Origin of the sequence: Pantoea sp. BAV 3049 (genome assembly GCF_009765445.1) — a bacterium.
Lineage (GTDB): Bacteria > Pseudomonadota > Gammaproteobacteria > Enterobacterales > Enterobacteriaceae > Erwinia.
Window position 1 is genome coordinate 4,453,356 of record NZ_WHOY01000031.1, and the last position, 22,048, is coordinate 4,475,403.

Annotated in this window: 26 protein-coding genes; 14 read left to right on the forward strand and 12 right to left on the reverse strand. The window is 56.3% G+C overall.

All coding sequences use genetic code 11. The features are described 5' to 3' along the window. The first annotated feature begins 146 nt into the window (after positions 1 to 146). Positions 147 to 1,571, forward strand: coding sequence for a PLP-dependent aminotransferase family protein (locus tag GSQ70_RS21995; protein WP_158784498.1), 1,425 nt, complete (start codon positions 147 to 149; stop codon positions 1,569 to 1,571). Between the two features lie 10 nt (positions 1,572 to 1,581). On the opposite strand, the gene GSQ70_RS22000 is transcribed toward GSQ70_RS21995, so the two are convergent. Next, on the reverse strand, positions 1,582 to 2,064 hold the full coding sequence (locus GSQ70_RS22000) for a YlaC family protein (protein ID WP_158784499.1): 483 nt from the start codon (positions 2,062 to 2,064) through the stop codon (positions 1,582 to 1,584). Between the two features lie 156 nt (positions 2,065 to 2,220). Here GSQ70_RS22000 and GSQ70_RS22005 point away from each other — a divergent pair, with 156 nt between their 5' ends. Continuing rightward, on the forward strand, positions 2,221 to 3,228 hold the full coding sequence (locus GSQ70_RS22005) for a lysozyme inhibitor LprI family protein (RefSeq protein WP_158784500.1): 1,008 nt from the start codon (positions 2,221 to 2,223) through the stop codon (positions 3,226 to 3,228). A 65-nt stretch (positions 3,229 to 3,293) separates the two neighbouring features. Here GSQ70_RS22005 and GSQ70_RS22010 read toward each other — a convergent pair whose 3' ends face one another. The 7 genes from GSQ70_RS22010 to GSQ70_RS22040 are packed head-to-tail and all read right to left on the reverse strand — an operon-like array spanning position 3,294 to position 9,511. Next, positions 3,294 to 5,399: a flagellar biosynthesis protein FlhA gene (locus GSQ70_RS22010; protein WP_158784501.1), complete on the reverse strand. Its 2,106-nt coding sequence runs from the start codon at positions 5,397 to 5,399 to the stop codon at positions 3,294 to 3,296. Then, entirely contained in the window at positions 5,392 to 6,519 is a 1,128-nt protein-coding gene (gene flhB / locus GSQ70_RS22015) for a flagellar biosynthesis protein FlhB (RefSeq protein ID WP_158785424.1), read from the reverse strand. Before flhB ends, GSQ70_RS22010 begins: the two co-directional genes overlap by 8 nt. Next, the gene (gene fliR / locus GSQ70_RS22020) at positions 6,516 to 7,289 is read right to left on the reverse strand and encodes a flagellar biosynthetic protein FliR (RefSeq protein ID WP_158784502.1); all 774 of its coding nucleotides are present in this window, start codon (positions 7,287 to 7,289) and stop codon (positions 6,516 to 6,518) included. Before fliR ends, flhB begins: the two co-directional genes overlap by 4 nt. A 9-nt stretch (positions 7,290 to 7,298) precedes the next feature. After that, positions 7,299 to 7,571 (reverse strand): flagellar biosynthesis protein FliQ, encoded by a 273-nt coding sequence (gene fliQ, locus GSQ70_RS22025; protein ID WP_199257293.1) that lies wholly within the window; start codon positions 7,569 to 7,571, stop codon positions 7,299 to 7,301. Then, on the reverse strand, positions 7,568 to 8,332 hold the full coding sequence (gene fliP / locus GSQ70_RS22030; RefSeq protein WP_158784503.1) for a flagellar type III secretion system pore protein FliP: 765 nt from the start codon (positions 8,330 to 8,332) through the stop codon (positions 7,568 to 7,570). Before fliP ends, fliQ begins: the two co-directional genes overlap by 4 nt. Next, positions 8,329 to 8,703 carry a flagellar motor switch protein FliN gene (fliN, locus tag GSQ70_RS22035; RefSeq protein ID WP_158784504.1) on the reverse strand — a complete coding sequence of 125 codons (375 nt, stop codon included), beginning with the start codon at positions 8,701 to 8,703 and terminating at the stop codon, positions 8,329 to 8,331. Before fliN ends, fliP begins: the two co-directional genes overlap by 4 nt. Next, entirely contained in the window at positions 8,696 to 9,511 is an 816-nt protein-coding gene (locus GSQ70_RS22040; protein ID WP_233268416.1) for a FliM/FliN family flagellar motor switch protein, read from the reverse strand. Before GSQ70_RS22040 ends, fliN begins: the two co-directional genes overlap by 8 nt. A 384-nt stretch (positions 9,512 to 9,895) precedes the next feature. On the opposite strand from GSQ70_RS22040, the gene GSQ70_RS22045 reads away from it, so the two are divergent. The 8 genes from GSQ70_RS22045 to GSQ70_RS22080 are packed head-to-tail and all read left to right on the forward strand — an operon-like array spanning position 9,896 to position 17,326. Beyond that, positions 9,896 to 10,897, forward strand: coding sequence for a sigma-54-dependent Fis family transcriptional regulator (locus GSQ70_RS22045; RefSeq protein WP_158784506.1), 1,002 nt, complete (start codon positions 9,896 to 9,898; stop codon positions 10,895 to 10,897). Positions 10,898 to 10,919: 22 nt separating this feature from the next. Beyond that, complete coding sequence (locus tag GSQ70_RS22050; protein ID WP_158784507.1) at positions 10,920 to 11,276, forward strand: flagellar hook-basal body complex protein FliE; 357 nt, start codon at positions 10,920 to 10,922, stop codon at positions 11,274 to 11,276. Between the two features lie 7 nt (positions 11,277 to 11,283). Next, complete coding sequence (gene fliF, locus GSQ70_RS22055) at positions 11,284 to 12,903, forward strand: flagellar basal-body MS-ring/collar protein FliF (RefSeq protein ID WP_158784508.1); 1,620 nt, start codon at positions 11,284 to 11,286, stop codon at positions 12,901 to 12,903. Beyond that, positions 12,887 to 13,912 carry a flagellar motor switch protein FliG gene (locus tag GSQ70_RS22060; RefSeq protein WP_233268432.1) on the forward strand — a complete coding sequence of 342 codons (1,026 nt, stop codon included), beginning with the start codon at positions 12,887 to 12,889 and terminating at the stop codon, positions 13,910 to 13,912. The genes fliF and GSQ70_RS22060 overlap by 17 nt, the downstream gene beginning before the upstream one ends. Positions 13,913 to 13,915: 3 nt before the next feature. Next, positions 13,916 to 14,608: a flagellar assembly protein FliH gene (fliH, locus tag GSQ70_RS22065; protein WP_158784510.1), complete on the forward strand. Its 693-nt coding sequence runs from the start codon at positions 13,916 to 13,918 to the stop codon at positions 14,606 to 14,608. Continuing rightward, on the forward strand, positions 14,608 to 15,933 hold the full coding sequence (gene fliI / locus GSQ70_RS22070) for a flagellar protein export ATPase FliI (protein WP_158784511.1): 1,326 nt from the start codon (positions 14,608 to 14,610) through the stop codon (positions 15,931 to 15,933). Before fliH ends, fliI begins: the two co-directional genes overlap by 1 nt. A 14-nt stretch (positions 15,934 to 15,947) precedes the next feature. Then, positions 15,948 to 16,391, forward strand: coding sequence for a flagellar export protein FliJ (gene fliJ / locus GSQ70_RS22075; protein WP_158784512.1), 444 nt, complete (start codon positions 15,948 to 15,950; stop codon positions 16,389 to 16,391). 32 nt (positions 16,392 to 16,423) lie between these two features. Then, positions 16,424 to 17,326 (forward strand): hypothetical protein, encoded by a 903-nt coding sequence (locus GSQ70_RS22080; protein WP_158784513.1) that lies wholly within the window; start codon positions 16,424 to 16,426, stop codon positions 17,324 to 17,326. A gap of 55 nt (positions 17,327 to 17,381) precedes the next feature. Here GSQ70_RS22080 and flgN read toward each other — a convergent pair whose 3' ends face one another. The 4 genes from flgN to flgA form a co-directional block, all read right to left on the reverse strand. Beyond that, positions 17,382 to 17,810 (reverse strand): flagellar export chaperone FlgN, encoded by a 429-nt coding sequence (gene flgN / locus GSQ70_RS22085; RefSeq protein ID WP_158784514.1) that lies wholly within the window; start codon positions 17,808 to 17,810, stop codon positions 17,382 to 17,384. Further along, positions 17,807 to 18,070: a flagellar biosynthesis anti-sigma factor FlgM gene (gene flgM / locus GSQ70_RS22090; RefSeq protein WP_158784515.1), complete on the reverse strand. Its 264-nt coding sequence runs from the start codon at positions 18,068 to 18,070 to the stop codon at positions 17,807 to 17,809. Before flgM ends, flgN begins: the two co-directional genes overlap by 4 nt. Before the next feature lie 67 nt (positions 18,071 to 18,137). Continuing rightward, the gene (locus GSQ70_RS22095; protein ID WP_158784516.1) at positions 18,138 to 18,497 is read right to left on the reverse strand and encodes a hypothetical protein; all 360 of its coding nucleotides are present in this window, start codon (positions 18,495 to 18,497) and stop codon (positions 18,138 to 18,140) included. A gap of 42 nt (positions 18,498 to 18,539) precedes the next feature. After that, a complete protein-coding gene (gene flgA, locus GSQ70_RS22100) occupies positions 18,540 to 19,295 on the reverse strand; it encodes a flagellar basal body P-ring formation chaperone FlgA (protein WP_158784517.1) in 756 nt (251 codons plus the stop codon). Between the two features lie 85 nt (positions 19,296 to 19,380). On the opposite strand from flgA, the gene GSQ70_RS22105 reads away from it, so the two are divergent. Genes GSQ70_RS22105 through flgE form a run of 4 tightly spaced genes read left to right on the forward strand, consistent with a single transcriptional unit; the run spans position 19,381 to position 22,046 of the window. Continuing rightward, positions 19,381 to 19,731, forward strand: a complete 351-nt coding sequence (locus GSQ70_RS22105; RefSeq protein WP_158784518.1) for a flagellar basal body protein — start codon at positions 19,381 to 19,383, stop codon at positions 19,729 to 19,731. 2 nt (positions 19,732 to 19,733) lie between these two features. Further along, complete coding sequence (gene flgC, locus GSQ70_RS22110; protein ID WP_158784519.1) at positions 19,734 to 20,159, forward strand: flagellar basal body rod protein FlgC; 426 nt, start codon at positions 19,734 to 19,736, stop codon at positions 20,157 to 20,159. After that, on the forward strand, positions 20,159 to 20,836 hold the full coding sequence (gene flgD, locus GSQ70_RS22115; RefSeq protein ID WP_158784520.1) for a flagellar hook assembly protein FlgD: 678 nt from the start codon (positions 20,159 to 20,161) through the stop codon (positions 20,834 to 20,836). Before flgC ends, flgD begins: the two co-directional genes overlap by 1 nt. Positions 20,837 to 20,852: 16 nt before the next feature. Further along, positions 20,853 to 22,046: a flagellar hook protein FlgE gene (gene flgE, locus GSQ70_RS22120; protein ID WP_158784521.1), complete on the forward strand. Its 1,194-nt coding sequence runs from the start codon at positions 20,853 to 20,855 to the stop codon at positions 22,044 to 22,046. The last annotated feature ends 2 nt before the right edge of the window (positions 22,047 to 22,048 follow it).

Consider the following 22,048-nt stretch of genomic DNA (forward strand, 5'->3'; position numbering starts at 1 on the left):
ATATGGCAGGTTATTTGCTCAGAGGCGAATTGCGGGATGCTGTGAATGTAATAAAGAGCGAAGAAAGCAGTCCGCCAGCCTCTGTCTAATCGACACTGGCAGACCTATAATAGTGGGCAAATCCCCTGGATGGGTCTGTCACAGTTTTGGCTAAATATCAGCAGTTAATCGATCAAGTTCGGCAGCAGATCGTCAGTGAGATCTGGTTGCCGGGTGAAAAGCTTCCCTCTCTGCGTGAGCAGGTCTCGCTGAACGGCATGAGCCTGATGACGGTGATGCATGCCTATCAGGTGCTGGAGAGCCAGGGCTGGATCCAGTCCCGCCCGCAGTCCGGCTACTACGTTGCACCCCGCGCGGAGTTTCTCAGCCAGCCTGCCGGGCACCTGAAGGTCCAGCTGGCCGAGTCGGTGGATATCAATGCCTTTATTTTCGATGTGCTACAGGCCTGCCGCGACCCCGCTATTGTGCCTTTTGGCTCTGCCTTTCCCGATCCGGGACTGTTCCCACAGCGTCAGCTGATGCGTTCACTTACCGCTGTGTCGCACTCGCTCAAGCCTGCTGATGCCCTTAATAATTTGCCACCGGGTAATGAGACACTGCGTAAAACGCTGGCGCAACGTTATGCCCTGCAGGGCATTCAGGTATCGCCGGATGAAATAGTGATCACCAACGGGGCGATGGAAGCGCTGAACCTGAGCATGCAGGCAGTGACCGAGCCGGGTGACTGGGTGGCGATAGAAAATCCCTGCTTCTACGGGGCATTGCAGGTGATTGAGCGGCTCAAGCTGAAAGCCGTGGCGATCGCCTCCGATCCGCAGCATGGTCTGGATCTCGAAGAACTTTCCGGGGCGCTGGAGCGCTGGCCGATCAAAGCCTGCTGGATGATGACCAACCAGCAGAACCCGGTGGGCTGTACGCTGAGCAAAGAGAAAAAGCAGCAGCTGGTGACGCTGCTGGCAAAACACCAGGTGACGTTGATTGAAGATGATGTCTACAGCGAGCTCTATTTTGGCAGTGAAAAGCCGCTGCCCGCCAAGGCTTTTGACCGGGACAGCAGCGTGCTGCACTGCTCATCATTCTCAAAAAATCTGGTGGCGGGCTTTCGGGTGGGCTGGGTTGCCGCCGGTAAGCATGCCCAGCGTATTCAGCGTCTGCAGCTGATGAGCACGCTCTCCACCAGCGCCCCAATGCAACTGGCGCTGGCAAACTATCTGGGTACCCGCAGCTACGACAGCCATCTGCGGCGGCTGCGCCAGCTTCTGGAGCAGCGTAAGACCCAGGCGCGGGCCTCACTGAAACGCCACCTGCCTGCCGCCGCGCGGATTAACGATTCGCAGGGCGGCTATTTTCTGTGGATTGAGCTGCCCCGGCAGATCAACACTACTGACCTGTATTACCTGGCGCTGCAACACAATATCAGTATTGCGCCCGGTAAAATGTTCTCTTCCGGCGAGCAGTACGCCAACTATTTCCGCTTCAACACGGCATGGGAATGGGGGGAAGTGCAGGAAGCGGCCGTAGCGACGCTCGGTGGCCTGATTGCCGGAATGCTGTCGGGTCAGCCGGGCTGACCCGCGAAACTCAGACGCTGGAGGCGGGCTGCTGGCCCCAGGTGAGATGATAGACATCATAAAAGTCCACCTCGCCTTTTAGCGAGATCAGCTTTTCAATGCCTTTTTTGACGTTATCCGGGACCTGATTACTGGAAAGAATATCCTGAATCGCTTGCTGCGACAGGGTACGCACGTAATACCATTCCCCGTTATAACAGACACGCAGGTCCAGCGTATCAATATCCTCAAAGCGGTAACGCGGATTCACATCCAGCATCATCAGGCCGCTCATCAACAGTACGAAAAAGGTCGCGCCCCAGAATGCAGGCCAGCCAAGAAACTCGGTGGTGAAAATTAACGCCACGGTCAGGGCATAACAGACATACATTGACGCCCACAGTCCGGGGTGATTTTTTAAAAAGGTAAAGCTGAGGCGCGGTTTATTATCACGCTGTTCTTCACGGTTCAGCGTGTCGATTTCACGAAGCAGGATTTGTTTGACGTCTTCCACAATGGATCTCCCAACTGATTCTGCTAACACTTAATCACAGGTTGTCAATTCACGGCAGACACAGTTAGGGTAAATAAAGCTATAACAGTTGCGCTGAAATGGGGAGTTTTTAGAGCTTTTAGGACATAATTTCCTCCAGATTGGGAAAGAGAAGAGATGACTAAGGAAATAATGAAACAGCTACTCAGAAGCACTCTTTTTATCACCGCAATTGGCAGTGCTTGTCCCGCGCTGGCAATCGACTGCGGCAAACCTTCCAGCATTGTAGAGAATACCATTTGCAACTCTTCCCAGCTCACCTGGCTTGACTCGGTAATGAGTAATGCTAATCGTGAGGCGCTGGCGGGAAAAAATGCGGCGCCCGCTCTTCAGCATATTGAAAAGTGGCATGATTCACGGAACGCCTGCACCTCCATCAATTGCCTGCGTTGGGCATATCTTCAGGGACTTAGCACACTGTACCAGGCACCGGAAAATTTTAACTGGAACGGTACCTGGTGGAATACTTCGGCTACCAATGGCAACGGCGGGAAAATCGTCATCAGCAAAGCCAGTGAGTGGGCGTTCGATTTTTCCGGGGAGATATGGGGAGGCGTATACAAATCGGCCCTGCGCAGCAACGTGAAGAAATACTGGGGGCTGGGCTTTACCGATCGCATTGCATGGGGCGGCGATTGTAGCGTGCTGTTTATTCCACGGCCCGACGGAAAAATCGAGATTAACAGTGATAACAGCGGCAGCTGTAAGCTGCTGATGCAGGATTACATCACTATTGATGGCGTGTATCAGCGATCGGATATCGATCCCCGTCCGGCCGCCACATTACAGTCGATAGGCGTGTTACCGACCAGAGCGCTGGATGAGCGCTTCCGCCAACTGGCCGGTAAGGATTATCTGAAGTATGTTTGGGCGGCAAACAACGTCCTGTATTCGGAAGATCAGGACGATATTGGCGCAACGGTGCTGACCTTATCGGTTAAAGGGGCTGCCAGCCGTAATGCGGCGATCATCATGTATACGCCGGAAGGTAAAATCTGGGCAATGCTGGTCACGCCGGATGCCGGTAAAGAAAACAAAATCAGCATCAGCTATATCACCACCGAAGAGGGTGACAAAACCCCGCCCAAAACGCTGACTAACTGGCGGGCTTTGTTCCTGGATTAAGTGGGCCAGCGGCCGGCATACGGCTTAACTCAGGGCGGATAGCCCCCTGAGCTTTTCCCTTTTTGTCAGGTTACCGTGCCGACAATCCGTAAATCCACTTCATCAGGCACCTCATTGTAAGAGAGAATATGCAGCCCGGCGGCGAACAGTCTGGAATAGCGGGCTATCAGCGGGCGCAGTTGCGGGGTGACCAGCAGCACCGGCGTCAGGCTTTGCGCCTTCAGCTGTTCCAGCACCACCGGCAGCGTGGACTGCAGCTGGGTGAGGATATTGGGATCGACCGGGAAGCTGTCGAGACTGACCTTGCCAGCCTGCTGTGCCTGGCTCAGCGATCCGAGCAGCAGCGTTTCCAGTTCATTATCCAGCGTGTAAGCCGAAAGCGGTTTGTTATCCGGCGCGATTGCCGCCACCAGCGCCCGCCGCAGCGCAAACCTCACGTCGGAAGCCAGCAGGATGGCATCTTTGGTCAGTGCGGCGCTCTCCACCAGCGTGGTGCCGATGGTGGCGATATCCTTCAGCGAAACCTGCTCCTGCAGCAGCAGGCGATAGACCTTGAGCTGCTGGCTATAGTTCAACGCAATATTCAGCTCTTCCGCCAGCCTCGGCGCAACAGCGGAAAGGCGCTGGTTGAGCGGGGTGATATCATCAAAATTAAACAGCTCCGGCAAATGTTCCCTGGCGACCTTGTTCACATGCGTGGCGATCACGCTGGCGCAGTCCACCACCTGATAGCCGTAGTTGAGTGCTTTAGCCTTACTCTCCGGGGTTATCCAGGTCACCGCCAGCCCATAGGCTGGATCGGTATCCAGCACGCCGTCCACTTCGCCATACTGTTCTGCGGTTGGAATTGCCATCAGCCGGTCGGGATGAACCTCTCCCAGCGCGGTGCGGACGCCGTTCACTTTGATCACGTACTGCACCGGCTTAAGGCGAAAATCTTCGCGGATGGCTATCTCCGGCAGCAGTACGCCACTGGTTTCTGACACCACCTGACGCACCCCGCGTACCCGTTGGGTCAGGGTATTGCCGCGGGATTTGTCCACCAGTGTCACCAGTTTATAGCCGAGATAGAGGCTGAGAGGTTCAATCAGCGGAATACTCTGCCAGCTGACGGTCACGCCCTCATCGGCATCCAGCGCACGTGCCACGCTGGCAAGCTCCTCGTTGCTCTGGGCAGGAGGCTGCACCACACGGCTCTGACGCCAGGCGATAAACAGCATCAGCGCGGTGAAAATCAGGAACACCAGATGCGGCATTCCCGGCACTATCGCCAGCACAAACATCACAAAGGCGGCGGTGCAGAGCGTGGCAGGTTTAGCCAGCAGCTGGCTTTTTATCTCATCGGCAATGCCGCCGCTGTCGTCGTCACTGACGCGAGTGACGATAATCGCCGCCGCAGTGGCTAACAGCAGCGAAGGGATCTGTGCTACCAGCCCGTCACCAATGGTCAGCAGAACATACTGTTCAAACGCCTGGCCGGCATCCAGGTTGTATTTAAAGATGCCGATCAGTATCCCGCCGACCACGTTTATCAGCAGGATCATGATCCCGGCGATCGCATCACCGCGCACAAACTTCGATGCGCCGTCCATCGCGCCGTAGAAATCAGCCTCATTGGCGACGTCCCGGCGGCGTGCACGGGCCTGTTCCTGATTAATTAACCCGGCATTCAGATCGGCGTCGATCGCCATTTGTTTGCCGGGCAGGGCGTCCAGCGTGAAGCGGGCCGACACTTCAGAAATACGTTCTGCCCCTTTGGTCACCACCACAAAGTTGATGATCATCAGGATGATAAACACCACAAAGCCGACCACAAAGTTGCCGCCGATCACCACGTTACCGAAGGATTCAATCACCTTACCGGCAGCGCCAATCCCTTCGTGACCCTTAAGCAGTACCACGCGGGTGGAGGCCACATTAAGCGTCAGGCGCATCAGCGTGGTGATCAGCAGCAGGGTGGGGAACACCGAGAAATCAAGTGGGCGCCTGCTGTTTACGCTGGCCAGCAGCACCATCACCGCCAGCACAATGTTGAAGGTGAACAGCACGTCCAGCACCAGCGGTGACAGCGGCAGGATCACCATAGCCAGCACGCACAGCAGCAGCAGCGGCACGCCGAAATGGCTGTTGCGCAGCAGGGCCAGCGTCTGGCGGAAGCTAAACTTAGACATGCTCAGTTTTCCCCTCAACAGGAACAGGCATTTGCAGATCCAGCCGTGGCTTCTCGCCTGTACCCTGCCGCCACGCCTTCAGTTGCATGACATACGACAGGATATGCGCCATCGGTCGGTACAGGGAGGCTGGGATTTGCTGATTAACACGGGTACTGTGATAAATCGAACGCGCCAGCAGTGGGAACTCTACTACTTCAATCTTGTGTTTCTGCGCCACGCTGCGGATGTGCAGGGCGATATCATCCATCCCTTTCGCCAGAATAAACGGCGCGGCGGCTTTTTCAGGAGCGTACTTCAGCGCCACTGCGTAGTGGGTTGGGTTCATGATCACCACGTCAGCCCCGGGCACCTGGCTGGAAATCTGCCCCATCGCCATCTGGCGTTGCAGCTGGCGCACGCGGCCTTTAATCTGCGGATTCCCTTCCTGATTTTTGTATTCGTCGCGCACCTCTTTCTTGGTCATGCGCAGCTTCTTGATAAACATGAATTTGCTCAGCGGCACGTCGATAAAGGCAAACACGGCGATGATCATCACAAAGCGCTGCATAATGTCGCCATACTGCTGCAGGCCGGAGACAATCGCGTCATGCAGAAAGTGGCTTTCCAGATTCAGCAGCTCCGGCAGTTTCTGACGGAGGGTCATCGCCAGCATCGCCAGCAGCACCGCGCATTTGAGAATCATCTTCAGCACATCGACAAAATGCTGTTTACCCACCAGCCGTTTCACCCCGGCGATCGGGCTGAGTTTTTTGAAGTCAGGCATGATACGTTTCAGCACGAAAACCCAGCCGCCGGGCATCAGATTTGCCAGCGCAGCCGAGACCGGAATGGGCACGAGGGTGGCCGCCACCTTGATGACAATCAGCACGTTAAGCAGCATAAATTCATGCAGCGCGCCGTCGTCGTTGATATGGTCCGCAATGCGCCGCAGGGCAATAAAAGAGCCGTGGATCAGGCTCTGATAGTACGGAAGAAAGGCGCTGAGGGTTACCAGGCTGGCGATTAGCCCCACCGCCATACCCAGATCTTTCGAGCGGGGAATATCCCCTTTCTCGCGGGATTTTCTCAGCTTAGTGGCACTGGGCTTTTCAGTTTTATCACCGCTACCGGACATCAGTTCACCTTTAATCGTTCAAGCTGCGCCAGCACGTCGTTGGTCAGCGTCAGATAGTGTTGGGGAATGCGGCTGCTCAGCAGCATCAGGCAGAGCAGGCCAAACAGCATGCTGATAGGAAAGCCCAGCGCAAACAGGTTCAGCGTGGGTGAAACCCGGTTCAGCAGGCCAAAGGTCCCCTGAACAATCAGCATGATGATCACCGTCGGCAACGCCAGCAGAAGCGCACCGGACATCATCCAGCCGAGCCCGGTAGCGAACGTTTTCAGCGTCAGCGAAGTAATCGCCTGGCCAATCGGCCACATGGCAAAACTTTTGTAGAGGATGGTCACTAACAGCAGATGTCCGTCCATGCCAAAGAACAACAGGCCGCAGAACACCGCAACAATCTGCGAAATCACCATGGTGGAGCTGCCGCTGCTGGGGTCGTTCATCACCGCCATACCCAGACCCATATTCATCGACAAAATGGCGCCGGAGGTCTGCAGGGCCAGGATCGCCCAGTTCAGCATCTGCCCGAACAGAAACCCCCAGAGGATCTGTTCGCCGGTGAGGATCAGGGCCTGCGCGGTCATCAGGTCATGCAGTACCACGTTGTTGCCAATCATCGGGGTGATAATGATGCTCAGCAGCAGCGCCAGACCCACTTTTGCCTTGCGGGGAAACGAGCGGTGCTCAAACAGCGGACAGAAGTGGAAAAAAGCAGCGATGCGCACCAGCGGCAGCCACAATGCCAGCAGCGGGGCAATCAGGTCCTGAATATTGATGCTCATGGTTTTTCTTCACCCCAGCAGCGTCGGGGCCTGTTCAAAAATCAACAGGGTGAAGTCAATCAACTGAGTAAGCATCCACTTACCGGCGAAGACCAGTACCAGCATGGTCATCACCAGCCTGGGCAGGAAGCTCAGCGTCTGTTCGTTAATCTGGGTGGTGGCCTGGAATACGCTGACGATCAGCCCGGTAACCAGGCTGGGCAGGATCGCCACCACCGAGATCATCAACACCAGCTTCAGGGCCTGGGCGATAATGTCACCGGCCACGTCGAGGGTCATCATAATCCCAGCCCCTGTACGCTGTGGGTCAGCGTGCCGACAATCAGCGACCAGCCGTCACAGAGCACGAACAGGATCAGCTTGAACGGCAGCGAAACGATCAGCGGCGACAGCATCATCATCCCCATTGCCATCAGGATGCTGGCGACAATCAGGTCAATCACCAGGAACGGGATATAAATCATAAAGCCGATGCGGAAGGCGGTTTTCAGCTCACTCAGTACAAAGGCTGGCGTGACGATGCTTAAGTCCTGCTGTTCCGCTTCACCGCTGGCGTTGGCGATGGTCATAATCTGGGTCAGCGAGGTGGTGCTGGTCTGCGACAGCATGAATTTCTTCAGCGGGGCCGAACCGGTAGCCAGAGCCTGCTGCAGGGTGATTTGCTCAGCCTGGTAAGGCACCACCGCATCGGTATAGATTTTCATCCACACCGGGCGCATCACCAGCAGGGTCAGCACCAGCGCGATGCCGGTCAGCACTTTATTGGGCGGACTTTGCTGCAGGCCCAGCGCCTGGCGCAGCAGCGACAGCACGATAATGAAGCGGGTAAAGCAGGTCATCATCAGCAGCATCACCGGCAGCAGGCCGAGCAGCGTCATCAGGATCAGAATTTCGATCTTGACGCTGTAATCCTGGCCGTTGGTAGTGTTGGTCGCGCTGAACAGCGTCAGCCCGTGGGATTCCGCCAGCGCCAGCGCCGGACACAGCAGCAGCGTACCGGGCAGAATAGCCCGCGTCAGCCAGCGGGAGGCGGATTGGTTCATAATGCCAGCTCACCCAGCTCTTTATTGTTGAACTCGATAATGCGCAGGCCGTATTTGTCGTTGACCACCACCACTTCGGCCTTGCCGAACAGGATGCCGTTCACCTTTACGTCCAGCGGTTCACCGGCCAGCTTGTCCAGCTCCAGCACCGAGTCGTTGTTTACGTGGATCAGCTCCGCAAGAGAGATCTCCACCGAAGCCACTTCCAGCGTCAGCGTGACCGGAATACGGCTGAACAGTGCCAGATGCCGCTGTTTATCCTGTGGTGTGGTAGCGGCGCTGTCGCTTACTGTCTCTTCGGCAGGGGCGACATCGTCCAGCGAAAAATCGAAATCCAGCCCGGAGGCCAGGCTGTCATTGGCATCAGTCATGCGTTTGCTCACTGTTAGGATCGGTAAATCCAGAAAAAAAGAGTTTGCCGTGATCTTCAGTAATCACGGCGGTCATCAGCGGCTGCCGGCCAATAAACAGCGGTACGCGGTCGGCCAGTGAAATGGGCAGAATATCGCCGCTTTTCAGCTGCATCAGGTCCGCCACTTTCAGCGAAACCGTGGCCAGATGGCCGGTTAAACGAACCGGCAGGGCCATAAAAGAGGTCTGGGTGCTGGCGGATTGTTCCAGTCCCGGACGGGCGCTGCGTTCGGCGCTCTGGCGCAGTGTGGCGAGCAACCGGTCAACGTGAGCACTGTCCAGCAACAGTGAAAACGTGCCGTCATAGCCGTCGAGGGCAAATTTAATCCGGTAAGACCAGTTAGTATTCAGCGAGGCGTAGTCAGGATTAATTTGCAGCGAACTGCCAAACAGCGAATCCTCAGTAATCAGCGTGACCAGTTCCTGCGCCAGTTTACTTTTCAACCGCTCTTCAGTACGGGTGACCGGCGTCTGTTGGGTAGAAATAACCTGTTTGTCCTTGCTCAGACCGTAATAGTCATGCAGAACGCTCAGCAGTAGAGGGCGGTCAATAATAATGGCCAGACTTCCTGTTTCACTGCTGAATATTTGTGCCTGCTTATGCCAGACATCCATTTCGAAGTGCAGAGACTTTAAAGAAATATTGACACGAAATTTTTTCAGGAAAAAGATATTCAGCTTTCCGTCAAAATGATCGTGCTTGTCCAGGAATATTTTCTGGATCTTATGATAAGGTCTTCCGAGCTTGTTAATTTCTAATTTCATCATCTCAGGATGTTCTCCGTGATGATAAATTCTTACCTTGCTCTTTTTAGGGCCCATGACTCAATCCGCTCAGCGAGTAGTAATGTGTCGGTAGCGCTTCACGTAATGATAACAAACGGGGTCAACCTGAAACTTACCGTAAAATGACGGCGTAAATTAGACCGTTTTTCAGCCAGCATAGCAATGCCTGAAGGCTTATTAATCCATTATTAATCTGCCGTTTCGCTTCCGATGATTGTTTATTAACATTATGATTTTATGGTGTTTATATTTTAATATTCCATTAAAGCTAAAACGAGTAACGGACGAAATGTATACTAATTTCCATCCTGGTAATCGCCATGGGTGAATTGTGAATTAAAGTATCAACATGTGGAAAATGTCTGAATGGAAATGAACAGGAAAATTGCTGGCTGTGCTGAGTATGATTTTGTTGCTCATTCTCCTGCCAGCGTAAATTTATTATCGCTGGCGCGACGCCTGGCGAAATTTAACGTCCCTGTGCTGATTACCGGTGAAACGGGTACGGGTAAAGAGTGTGTGGCGAAATATATTCACCATCATGCTTTTTATGAAGGTGCTCCTTATGTTGGGGTGAACTGTGCGGCCATTCCGGAAAATATGCTGGAAGCCATTTTATTCGGCTATGAGAAAGGCGCATTTACCGGCGCGGTCAGCAGTCAGCCCGGAAAGTTTGAACAGGCTAATGGCGGAACGCTCCTGCTGGATGAAATTGGCGATATGCCGTTGGCGCTGCAGGTAAAATTATTGCGCGTGCTGCAGGAAAAATGCGTTGAGCGACTGGGTAGCCATAAACCAGTGCCGCTTGATATCCGCCTTATTGCCTCGACCAATAAAGATCTTGAAGTGGAAATTGCTGAAGGGCGATTCCGTCAGGATCTGTTTTACCGTATTTCTGTTGTTCCCATCCATATTACCCCGCTGCGGGAAAGGGCAGAGGACATTATTCCGCTGACCGAATTGTTTATTCAGAAATACCAGTCTTTCTCCACCAGTAAACCGAGTCTGACCGCGCAGGCGCGACGCTCGTTGCTGGCACATGACTGGCCGGGCAACGTCCGCGAGCTGGAAAATGCCGTGCAGCGTGGCCTGATCATGTCTGACGGCGGCACGCTGGATCACGGTTGCCTGGGCCTGAAGTCAGCGCTGTCTGCGATCGGCGCACCTTCCCAACCTGAATGCAGCGATGAAAGCCCAATCAAACAGCGCGGCAGAATGGCGGAGTTCCAGTACATCATCGACCTGTTGCGGCGCTATCAGGGCAATAAATCCCAGACCGCCGCATTTCTTGGCATCACCCCGCGCGCGCTGCGCTACCGGCTTGCCAGTATGCGAGAGCAGGGTTTTGACCTCGGTTTACCCTCCTGATCCTCACAAAGGAAGTGCAAAAATGATCGAAAAATTAACCCTCAGCAACGCGGCAGGTCAGCACGCGATGATTGCTGAAATGGAACGGATGCGGGCTCAGGCTACGGCCTCTGCCCTGCCACCGATGGCGAACGATCTCGCCAGCGCGTCAGTCAGCGGTCCGGGTTTTGGCCAGGTGATGGAACAGGCGGTCAACCACGTTGATAACCTGCAGCATGTTGCCAGTGCCCAGCAGCGAGCGGTGGAACTGGGACTGAGCGACGATCTGGCCAGCGCGATGCTGGAAAGCCAGAAGGCCAGCGTGGCGTTCTCCGCGCTGATGCAGGTCCGCAACAAGCTCAGCAGCGCCTTTGACGAAGTCATGAATATTTCACTGTAGGTTCCGCGTGATCGAGAAACTGAAAGCCCTGCTGGGGCCGCTTAAAGCGGGTCAGCTGAAGAAATGGATCCTGCCCGGTGCCGCTGCGCTGGCGGCCACTGCCGTCATCGTTTCGCTGCTCTGGCAGAGCAATAACCATTACGTGATGCTCTACGGCTCACAGCAAAATGTGCCGATTGCACAGGTCGTGGAAGTGCTCAGCGGCGAGCAGATCTCCTACCGCGTGGAGCCGAACAGCGGCAACCTGCTGGTGCGGGAAACCGATCTGCCCAGAGCCCGTATGGCGCTGGCGGCCAAAGGGGTGTTCAGTCACACCCCTGCAGGTTATGAGCTGATGGACAAAGAAGAAATGCTCGGCAGCAGCCAGTTTATCCAGAACGTGCGGTTCAAGCGCAGCATGGAGGGCGAGCTGGCGCAGAGCATCATGGCGCTGGATGCGGTGGATTACGCCAGGGTGCATCTGGGAATCAGCGAAACCAGCTCTTTTGTGCTGAACAATAAACCTGACAGCACCGCGTCGGTGATGGTAAGGGTCCGTTTTGGTGAACAGATGAGCGACGAACAGGTCACCGCCATCGTTAATCTGATCGTCGGCAGTATTCCCGGGATGAAGCCAGGACAGGTACGGGTGGTCGATCAGCATGGTGTGCTGCTCTCCGCCAATATAGATGCTGCCGGAAACGGCACGCTCGACAATAAAGCCAGCAATAAAGTGCTGCTGCAGGTGCGTAAAGAGACCGAGCGCAGTCTGGCAAACGTGCTGGCCCCGGTGGTCGGTAACGAAAACTTCCGCATCAGTGTGGTGCCGCGTATCAACTTCAGCGAAGTTGAAGAGACCCAGGAGCGCTTCCTTGGCGATCCAAGGACCAGTACAGAAAGCCTGCAGCAGGAAAACACCACCGAGCAGCTGGCTCTCGGCGTGCCCGGCTCGCTGAGCAACCGTCCGGCGAATCAGGCTCCGGCCACCACTAATCCTTCTCAACTGGCGACCCGCAATCAGGCTCAGCGTCAGTTTAATTATGATCGCGATGTGCGCCATATCCGCCATCCTGGCTACCAGGTGGAGAAACTCTCGGTGGCGGTGGTGCTTAACCAAAGCTCACCTGCGGTAAAAGCCTGGACAGAAGAGAGCCGCCAGCAGGTACAGCAAATGCTTCAGCAGGCGGCAGGCATTGATCCCCAGCGTGGCGATGTGCTGAACCTCAGCCTGCTGGCATTTCCGGAGGCCACGCCGTGGTCGGAACCGCCGATCCCATGGTGGGAGCGTAAGAGCATTATCGACTGGAGCGTGCGTGGAGGGATTGCCCTGCTGCTGCTGCTGCTGACGCTGTTTGGCATCCTGCCGGTGCTCCGTCGCTTCAGTCGTCGCGACCCGGAACCGTTACTGGCTGAACCTCAGGAGCTGCCGGAAGGCGTCTTTATCGATGATGAACCGGCCAGCGAGCCGCAGCGGGCGCAGCTGCCTGCCAGCTCCTTCCAGCAGCAGGAAGCACTGCCGCCGCAGGGCTCCGGGCTGGAAACTAAAATCGCCTACCTGCAAACCCTGGCCGAGAGCGAAACCGACCGCGTGGCCGAAGTGATCAAACAGTGGATAAACAGTAATGAGCGCAATGCCGACAGCAAATAAACAGGAAACCCCCGCCAGCACCGCCCGTTCGCGACTGGAGCAGGCGGCTATTTTGCTGCTCAGCATAGGCGAAGAGGCGGCGGCGATGGTGCTGCGGAAAATGACCCGCGAAGAGGTGCTGCGCCTCAGCGAAACTATGGCGCGGCTGCACGGCGTCAAGTTAACTCAGGCCCGCCAGGCGATGAACGACTTCTTTAACGACTATCGCGATCAGAGCGGGATCAACGGCACTTCGCGCACCTATCTGCGCGGCATCCTGGAGCGTGCGCTCGGCAGCGATATCGCCAGCAGCGTGATCAACGGCCTGTACGGCGACGAAATCCGCCACCGTATGGCCCGGCTGCAGTGGGTGGATACTCCACAGCTGGCGGCGCTGATTGATCAGGAGCATTTACAGCTGCAGGCGGTCTTTCTGGCCTTCCTGCCGCCTGACGTGGCGGCTCAGGTGCTGACCCATCTGGCGGTCGAGCGTCAGGATGAAATTCTTTACCGTATCGCCCGGCTCGACGACGTGAACCGCGATGTGGTGGACGAGCTGGACCGCCTGATTGAACGCGGTGTGGCTGTGCTCTCCGAGCACGGTTCCAAGGTGCAGGGCATTAAGCAGGCGGCCAATATCGTCAACCGTATTCCCGGTAACCCGCAGTCGCTGCTGGATCAGCTGCACGCGCGGGATGAAAAAGTGGTCGATGAGCTGAAAACGGAAATGTACGAATTCTTTATTCTCAGCCGCCAGAGCCAGGTCACGCTGCAGCGACTGCTGGAAGAGATCCCACTCGAACAGTGGGCGATTGCCCTGAAAGGCACCGAGCCGGTGCTGAGCCAGGCCATCTACGAGGCAATGCCGAAACGGCAGGTTCAGCTGTTGCAGAGCACCACTGCCCGGTTGGGTGCGATACCGGTCAGCCGCATCGAGCAGGTGCGTAAAGACATCATGACCGAAGTGCGCACCCTGGCGGAAGAGGGTGAAATTCAGGTGCAGCTGTTCAGCGAACTGACGATGGAGTAAGGGATGAACAAGCTGAGCGGTAAATACCGCCTTTATCATTTTCCTCCGTTGCGTAAAAGCTGGCCGCTGACGGAAGGCCAGCAGGCTCCGCTGGACGCTGCAGAGTATCAGCAACAGCTGATGAACGGTTTTCAGCAGGGAATTAGCGACGGTTTCCAGCAGGGAGTCGAGCAGGGTAAGTCCCAGGGCTATGAAGAGGGGCTGGAGCAGGGGCTCCAGGCCGGAAGAGAGCAGGGGCGCGAAGAGGGTAAACGCCTCGCGCACCAGGAATTTAAACGTGCCGCCGAACCACTGGACAGTCTGGTACAGCAACTGACTGGCGCGATGGAGGAGTACGAACAGCGGCGGCGCAGCGAGCTGCTGCAGCTCGTCGAGAAAGTGACCCGCCAGGTAATCCGTTGCGAACTGGCGTTGCAGCCGACGCAGCTGCTGACGCTGGTGGACGAAGTGCTGAACAGTTTGCCGGAGATGCCGAAGCGCCTGCGCGTACTGATGAATCCGGAAGAATTTGCCCGTATCAGCGAGACGGAGCCGGAGAAAGTAGCCGAATGGGGCCTGACCGCCGAGCCTGAAATGGCGCCCGGCGAATGCCGCGTGGTCACCGAATCTGCCGAGATGGACGTGGGCTGCGATCATCGGCTGGGCCAGTGCATGAGCGTGCTGACCGAAAGTCTGAGCGGCGAGCAGGCTGACTGATGTCTTCACGTGAGCTTTCCGCCTTTGACAAGGCCCTGAAATCAATAGAAAACATCAGCCTGGCGCGCATTGCCGGACGGCTGGTGCGGGTCAACGGCCTGCTGCTGGAGTCGGTGGGCTGCCAGCTGGCCGTCGGCCAGCGCTGCCAGATTGAAGCGATGGGCGGCAAACTGATTGAAGCCCAGGTGGTAGGATTCAACCGCGATGTGACCTATCTGATGCCCTTCAAGCAACCGGAAGGGCTGATGGCGGGTGCCAGAGTGTTTCCTGGCGGCCGCGGCAGCGAGCTGACCATCAGTGAGAGCTGGCTGGGACGGGTGATTAACGGCGTCGGGGAGCCGATTGACGGCGCAGGACGGCTGGAGGGCGATACTCCTCTGCAGCAGCAAATCCCGCAGATCCATCCGCTGACCCGCAAACCGGTAGAGCACCCGCTGGACGCCGGCGTCAAAGCGATTAACGGCCTGCTGACCATCGGCAAAGGCCAGCGCGTCGGGCTGATGGCCGGTTCCGGCGTCGGTAAAAGCGTGCTGCTCGGCATGATTACCCGCAGCACCCAGGCGGAAGTGGTGGTGGTCGGGCTGATCGGTGAGCGCGGGCGTGAAGTGAAAGAATTCATTGAGCACTCGCTTGGCCCGGAAGGCCGGGCAAAATCGGTGGTGGTGGCGGCTCCGGCAGATGAATCGCCGCTGATGCGTATCAAGGCCACCGAGCTGTGCCATGCCATCGCCAGTCACTTTCGCGACCAGGGCAAAGACGTGCTGCTGCTGGTCGATTCGCTGACGCGCTACGCCATGGCCCAGCGTGAAATCGCGCTGTCGCTGGGCGAACCTCCGGCTACCAAAGGCTACCCGCCTTCCGCCTTCGGCATCATCCCAAAATTAGTGGAAACGGCAGGTAACGCCGAAGGTCAGGGCACTATGACCGCCATTTATACCGTGCTGGCCGAAGGGGACGATCAGCAGGATCCGATCGTCGACTGCGCCCGTGCGGTGCTGGACGGCCATATCGTCCTCTCACGACACCTCGCTGAAGCCGGACACTATCCGGCCATTGATATCGGCCAGAGCATCAGCCGCTGTATGAGCCAGGTCACTGCCCGGCCTCACCAACTGGCGGCCCGTACCCTGAAACAACTCTATGCCGAATACATGGCTATTAAGCCGCTGCTGCCGCTAGGTGGCTATGTCGCCGGAGTGGATGCAACCGCAGATAAAGCCGTGCGGCTGTTCCCCGCGATCGAACATTTTTTACGCCAACAGGTGGACGAGCCCTCACCGTTGGATCAGACCATCAGCAGCCTTGAGGCGCTGGCCCGTATGTAATGTAAGGAATGAAAATGGACAAGTATGTCAGAACGACCAGCGTACTCGAACGCCTGCGCCAGATGCGCGAACGGGAGCTGGAAGAGGCCACCGGCAGGCTGGCCCAGCAAAAAATCCTCTGTCAGCGTTATGCCAGCAATATTGCGGCGCTGACCGGTCTGAGCAACGGGGAGATCTCTCCCGGCTGCGATGCGGTACAGCTCAGCAACCAGGCCCGTTTCCGCGCCAATATTCAGCGGGTGATTGACTGGCAAAAACAGGAGCAGGCTCTGGCGGAGATCAGGCAGCAAACCTTACAACAGGAGTTAGTTAACGAAGCCTGCCGTGAAAAATCGCTGAGTGTGGTGCTGGACCAGCAGCGGGCGGCCCTGCAACAGCAGCGTGAGCAGGCGGAACAGAAACAGACCGACAGTCAGGCCATGCAGAGCTGGATGCGTATCCACAGGTCGGAAAACTAGCGTCACAGGACATCATTGATCGGGACGGGATAATGAATACGACAGAAAGTTTCACACCGGACTACGTACTGCATTTACAGGGCGTACAGCATGATTGCTGCTGTTGCGGTTGCCACAGCGCCTCGCCGCTGCTGCAGCTGCGCTGGAAAAATCAGGTGCGGCACAGTGCCGTATTTGGTTGTGACCAGGTCGCCAGAACTATCCTCTTTCAACGGCATTCGCTGTCGATGCATATCGGCGAAGCGGTGGCGGAAAACCTGCCGGAGCTGAATAAGCGGTTGCTGATACTCAATCACAGCTGCCTGCGGCTGCTGGAAGGCGTGAGGGGCGATCTCAGCCTGAAACTCTACACGCTGGGGCTGTTTATCATGAAAGCAGCCAAAGAGAGTCCGACAGAGAAGCCTGGCTCGCTGGTCGAGGTTTACTTAAGGCAGGGCATTCAGCGCCGGATTGCCCGTGCATTTGAGGCTTTCTCGTCGGATGAGGAATACAAAATCATGGCGCTGCGCACGTTGAGTCAGCTGCCACTGGAAGTGAGCCTGGACCCGCTGAGCAGGATGGTCCTGCAGCAGACGTTACAGCAGATGGCGGCACTGCCGGATGAGATGTTACAGATCCGCCTTAACGGGCTGGAAAAGCGGTGCGAGCTGGCGGAATTTTTGCAGGCTCAGCAGACGGCGTTTATTAACTTTCTGCTCTATCAGCTGTACCACAATGTTTTTCCGGGGCATTCGAGGGCCGACTGGACCGCGGCTTATGCCGGACTGTGTCAGCACTTTTTCTGCCTGAAAATGCTCTGTGCATTGAGTTTGCAGCAGCAGCTGGTGCTGGATGAAGAGAACATCAGCGCGCTGTTTGCTGCCTGGCACCGCGTGGCTCCCCGCCACTCCTTTCATGACAATCCCCTGCTCGCCGGGATCTCACTGCTGAAATAAACAGGCCCGTCCATAGGCCTTGATAAACCGTCGGGATACCCTGTTCCGACGGCGATTACCTTGAGTAGAGAAAGTCCTCCGGCCGGTCACGGAACAGCGCGCCCAGCATTTCCCGCTGATGATTAAGCAGTAATCCATTACGTTCATTCAGTTGCTGACAGGCAACCGCCTGCTGTTCCAGCGTTTGCCACCAGCTTTCAGCCTGGGCTTTCAGCGCGGCGGGCAGCCGGGAGAACAGCAGTTGCAGCCCCTCTCCGTTGGTTGCCAGACGCAAAGCCTCTAAAGTCTGCGCCCTGCGTCGGGCGCTGGCCTGCAGCCGGGGGTAGATGGCAGAGAGGTTTGCTCCCGCCTGTTCACTTTGCTCAGCATGGCAGGCAAGCATCGCCTCACGCTGCTGCTGCAGGAGCTGAGCAAGCTGCTGGTAGAACGCCACATCCTGTTGCAGATCTTTTAGCAATCCTTTGACTTGCTCCAGCTGGCTCATCGGCGGTAGTAGTCCATCATGGCACTCGCCAGCGAGCCGCTGTTCAGAGAGAGTTCACCGTTTCTGATCGCCGCCTGCATCGCGCTGACGCGGTCACTATCCACCTCCGGCATGGCGCGTAACGCCTGCAGGGTCTGGCTGACCGGCCCGCTCTGCACGGTTGTCACCCGGGCTTGCTGACCAGGGCTTTCAACTGCACTGGCGATCACATTGTTAACGGCACTGCTGCTCTGTATCAGATTTTCTGCTGAGATTTTCATTTAAACCGATCTTTATAGGGGTTAAAAAAAGCTATCGTTCCTATAGGCGACCCTGCCAGACAGAACTTTACGTTTTGAATAAAAAAACTTTACTCCTTTTAGTGTATTTTTCTTCTGCTGCAAGTGAAAACTCACCGCAGCGGTACCAGGCTATCATAGCCGCCGCTGTTTCAGCGGCGGGTGGCAGAGACTCCCAGCTCTGCACCGCGAGTTGCATCGTGACAATTCGCTCCTGACAGACGTCGGGCAACTGGGCTAACAGCACCTGCAAAATAAGCAGAAAACTGTCCCGATCCTTCTGTGGCGGCTGCGGTTCCTTAGTGCTTCCGGCTTCCTGCTGGGCTGGTGCCTCTCTCCGGCACGTGGCCCTGCCGATCCGCTCGACTTTCATCTGATTCCCTCCGTGGCTCCCTGTTGATTTACCCACAAAGCGGCAGCTGGTCCTGAAATCTTAAATTTCTTCGTTAATTCACCGGCCTGGCACCGTCATTAACCGGACCACACCCTGGCCGTCCACCGTCGCGCTGACCAGCTGCTGGCTGCTGAGGTTCTTCACTTTGATGGTGTCGCCTTTGCGGCCTTTCTTTTGTGCTTCTCCCAGCATCCGGGCTTCCACACCATCCATTTCAGCAATCATCACCACTCGCTGGCCGCGCTCCACCAGGATCGGTTGATCAAGATGCGAAGGGGAGAGGGGCTGCATTTCCCGCACCCGCTTTTTCACTGTAAAACCCATCGCTTCATCTGGCGTGGTCATAAAGCCATCGCGCAGCCCGGTAATATTTTTCTTTTTAATCTCCAGATCGCTGGCGGCCAGCAAACTGCCTCGCTCCAGCGTGTGGCGGGCGACCAGTATGGGCAGATAGATATCCGCTTTGACGGTTACCGCGATTTCCCAGCCGCTGCTGCCGTCGCAGCGGAACTCGTAGCGGAGCCGGGCGAGATCGGGTTTGTCAGCAGCCGGACGGACAAGGCTGAGCGGTCTGGCGCACAGCGGAAACTGGCCGGCTTCAGAAGGGATGAAAACGTTAATTTTGCTTTGCGGTGTGGGCCATTTTTTCAGAGTGGCCACGCGGGTGATATCCGCCTGAGCGGTGGCAACGGCCTGATTATAGATCTGTGTTCTGGCGGTGCGGGCAGGTGCAGCAGCCAGTGCCTGGCTGACCAGGCAGCTCAGCGCCAGGCAGAGGAAAAGTTGTTTCCCGTTGCGGAGAGTATTTTTCATGTAAATCTCGTTAATTCAATGATTAAAAAAAATGGCACGTTAATTGCTTTAAACGCCAGAATCACTGTTTAACGAGGGAGGTTACGTGGGAATTACTTTTGATAAGGCATTGGGCGTTCATCCTGCCGCACTACAGCTTCGACTTGCCAGAGCAGAGCTGTTGTCGGCGAACTTAGCCAATGTGGATACCCCGAATTTCCAGGCCAAAGATATTGATTTTGCCGCTGAGATGCAACGGTCTCTGCATAAAAATTCGCTCGGCAGTGCGCCAGAGGTGAAATATCGGGTGCCGTTACAGCCTGCTGCCGACGGGAATACCGTTTCACTGAATGTGGAACAGGCTGAGTTTGCGAAGAACCAGATGGACTATCAGACCAGCCTGCAGTTCCTCAACGCTAAGTTGCTGGGGCTTAAACAGGCGATTGAAGGGAAATAACCATGTCATTCAACGACATTTATCGCATTTCGGGATCGGCAATGACCGCGCAGACGGTGCGTCTGAACACCGTTGCCAGCAATCTTGCCAATGCGGAAACACCGTCAGCTTCGGCGAATGCGACCTACAAAGCGCGTCACCCGGTGTTTGCTGCCCTCTATCAGAACAGTCAGTTGATGGATAAAAGGGCAGTGGCCGGGGCCAGCGTGCAGGTGCTGGACGTGGTGGAAACCGGGAATGCGGTGAAACGCTACGAGCCGGGTAACCCGCTGGCGAATGCAAAGGGTGAGGTGTTCTATCCGGACATCAACACCGTCGAGGAGATGGCCGACATGATGTCGGCTTCACGGAATTTTGAAACCAACGTGGAAGTGCTTAACAGCGTGAAGAGTATGCAGCAGAGCCTGTTAAGACTGGGAGAAGCCTGATGAGCATTACTAACGTCACCAGTGGCTATTACAGCGACAGCCTGACCGAATCGGCGGCGGCCAGCGCCAGCAGCAATGGCAGCGATATGAGCAATCTGTTTATGACGTTGCTGGTGGCGCAGATCCAGAATCAGGATCCGCTTAACCCCACTGATGGCACCGAGTATGTCAGTCAGCTGGCGCAGCTGACCCAGGTGCAGTCAATGGACAGCATGAGCAGTCAACTGGCCAATACCGCCACGCTGGTCGACAACCTGCAGGTGCTGGCCACCGGCAGCCTGGTCGGACAGAGCGTGATGGTACGTTCAGGTAGCGTCAAGCTGGAAGGGCAGCCTGTTTCCGGCAGGCTGACGCTGGACCATGCCGCGAATACCGTTACCGTTCATATCAAGAGCGCCGACGGCACGGAGAAAATACTGGAGCTGGGCAAGCAGGAAGCCGGACAGGTGGACTTCACCCTCGATCCTGAAGAGCTGAACCTGAAAGACGGCAGCTACACACTGAGCGTGGTTACCGACACAGGGGAAGAAAGCATTCCGCTGGAAATTGCCGGAACGGTCAATACCGTGCGTATTGGTACCGACGGTACGCCAATGCTCAATATTCCGGGCCTCGGCGAAATCCCTTATTTCAACATCAGTCAGTTCGGCCGCCAGAGTGCGGCAGCAACCGCTTAAATTAAGGATAATTATCATGAGCTTTAATATTGCCACTTCCGGTCTTAACGCGATCACCCAGCAACTGAACGCGATCAGTAATAATATCGCCAACAGCGGCACCACCGGCTACAAATCAATGCGCGCCGAGTTCGCCTCGCTGTATGCGGGCAGCAACCCGCTTGGCGTTGGCGTGACTAACGTTTCGCAGAGCATCTCCTCCGGCGGCAACATTGCCAGCACCGGCCGCAGCCTCGATCTGGCGATCAACGGCAACGGCTTCTTTGTGGTCCGTGACTCTAACGGCTCCACCACTTATACCCGCGCAGGCTATTTTGGCACCGATTCCAACGGCTATCTGGTGAACAATGCCGGTGGAAAGCTTCAGGGTTACCCGGTTGACGCCAGCGGCAATCTGCAAACCGGTACCGTCGGCGATCTGCAGATCAACGCCAGCGGCCTGCCCGCCAAGGCCACCAGCACCATTGATTTCGCGGCCAACCTCGATGCCCGTGAAGAAGCCAAAGCGGCGGACAACGTCTTCAATCCGGATGACAGCAGCACCTTCAATAAAAGCTACACCACTCAGGTCTACGACTCGCTGGGTCGCGAGCACACAGTGACGCAGTACTTTGTGAAAACGGGTGAAAATGAGTGGACCGCGCACTATGTGGTGGATGGCGACAAAGAGAACAGCAGTTCGCAGGAACTGACTTTTGATACCAATGGTCAGCTTGCGTCACCCACCGGTGCGGTCAGCATCAACGCGACCATTTCCGGTGCTGAGCCGCTGGAGCTGAAAATGAGCTACGCCGGCAGCAGCCAGTATGGTTCTGACTTCTCCGTCACCACCAACAAGGCTGACGGTTACAAATCCGGTGAAAGAACCGGCCAGCAGATCGATGAAGACGGTATGGTTTATGCCACTTACAGCAACGGCCAGCGCCTGCTGCAGGGCCAGATGGTACTGGCGAACTTCACCAACCCGGACGGTCTGAGCGCCATCGACGGTACCGCCTGGGAGCAGACCAACAGCTCCGGTGCGCCGCTGCTGGGTACGCCGAAATCCGGTATGTACGGCCAGATTACCGCTGCTGCGCTGGAATCCTCCAATGTCGATCTGACCACTGAACTGGTTGGGCTGATGTCGGCTCAGCGTAACTACCAGGCAAACACCAAAGTCATCTCGACCAACGATCAGATGATGAACTCGCTGTTCCAGGCGCTGTAATT

What these genes read in the sequence shown, in the direction of transcription:
- GSQ70_RS22005 (WP_158784500.1), top strand. Translation starts at nt 2,221, where the DNA reads ATGACTAAGGAAATAATGAAACAGCTACTCAGAAGCACTCTTTTTATC.
- GSQ70_RS22010 (WP_158784501.1), bottom strand. Translation starts at nt 5,399, where the DNA reads ATGTCTAAGTTTAGCTTCCGCCAGACGCTGGCCCTGCTGCGCAACAGC.
- fliR (WP_158784502.1), bottom strand. Translation starts at nt 7,289, where the DNA reads ATGAGCATCAATATTCAGGACCTGATTGCCCCGCTGCTGGCATTGTGG.
- fliQ (WP_199257293.1), bottom strand. Translation starts at nt 7,571, where the DNA reads ATGATGACCCTCGACGTGGCCGGTGACATTATCGCCCAGGCCCTGAAG.
- fliP (WP_158784503.1), bottom strand. Translation starts at nt 8,332, where the DNA reads ATGAACCAATCCGCCTCCCGCTGGCTGACGCGGGCTATTCTGCCCGGT.
- fliN (WP_158784504.1), bottom strand. Translation starts at nt 8,703, where the DNA reads ATGACTGATGCCAATGACAGCCTGGCCTCCGGGCTGGATTTCGATTTT.
- GSQ70_RS22040 (WP_233268416.1), bottom strand. Translation starts at nt 9,511, where the DNA reads ATGATGAAATTAGAAATTAACAAGCTCGGAAGACCTTATCATAAGATC.
- GSQ70_RS22045 (WP_158784506.1), top strand. Translation starts at nt 9,896, where the DNA reads ATGGAAATGAACAGGAAAATTGCTGGCTGTGCTGAGTATGATTTTGTT.
- GSQ70_RS22050 (WP_158784507.1), top strand. Translation starts at nt 10,920, where the DNA reads ATGATCGAAAAATTAACCCTCAGCAACGCGGCAGGTCAGCACGCGATG.
- GSQ70_RS22060 (WP_233268432.1), top strand. Translation starts at nt 12,887, where the DNA reads ATGCCGACAGCAAATAAACAGGAAACCCCCGCCAGCACCGCCCGTTCG.
- fliH (WP_158784510.1), top strand. Translation starts at nt 13,916, where the DNA reads ATGAACAAGCTGAGCGGTAAATACCGCCTTTATCATTTTCCTCCGTTG.
- fliI (WP_158784511.1), top strand. Translation starts at nt 14,608, where the DNA reads ATGTCTTCACGTGAGCTTTCCGCCTTTGACAAGGCCCTGAAATCAATA.
- fliJ (WP_158784512.1), top strand. Translation starts at nt 15,948, where the DNA reads ATGGACAAGTATGTCAGAACGACCAGCGTACTCGAACGCCTGCGCCAG.
- GSQ70_RS22080 (WP_158784513.1), top strand. Translation starts at nt 16,424, where the DNA reads ATGAATACGACAGAAAGTTTCACACCGGACTACGTACTGCATTTACAG.
- flgN (WP_158784514.1), bottom strand. Translation starts at nt 17,810, where the DNA reads ATGAGCCAGCTGGAGCAAGTCAAAGGATTGCTAAAAGATCTGCAACAG.
- flgM (WP_158784515.1), bottom strand. Translation starts at nt 18,070, where the DNA reads ATGAAAATCTCAGCAGAAAATCTGATACAGAGCAGCAGTGCCGTTAAC.
- flgA (WP_158784517.1), bottom strand. Translation starts at nt 19,295, where the DNA reads ATGAAAAATACTCTCCGCAACGGGAAACAACTTTTCCTCTGCCTGGCG.
- flgC (WP_158784519.1), top strand. Translation starts at nt 19,734, where the DNA reads ATGTCATTCAACGACATTTATCGCATTTCGGGATCGGCAATGACCGCG.
- flgD (WP_158784520.1), top strand. Translation starts at nt 20,159, where the DNA reads ATGAGCATTACTAACGTCACCAGTGGCTATTACAGCGACAGCCTGACC.
- flgE (WP_158784521.1), top strand. Translation starts at nt 20,853, where the DNA reads ATGAGCTTTAATATTGCCACTTCCGGTCTTAACGCGATCACCCAGCAA.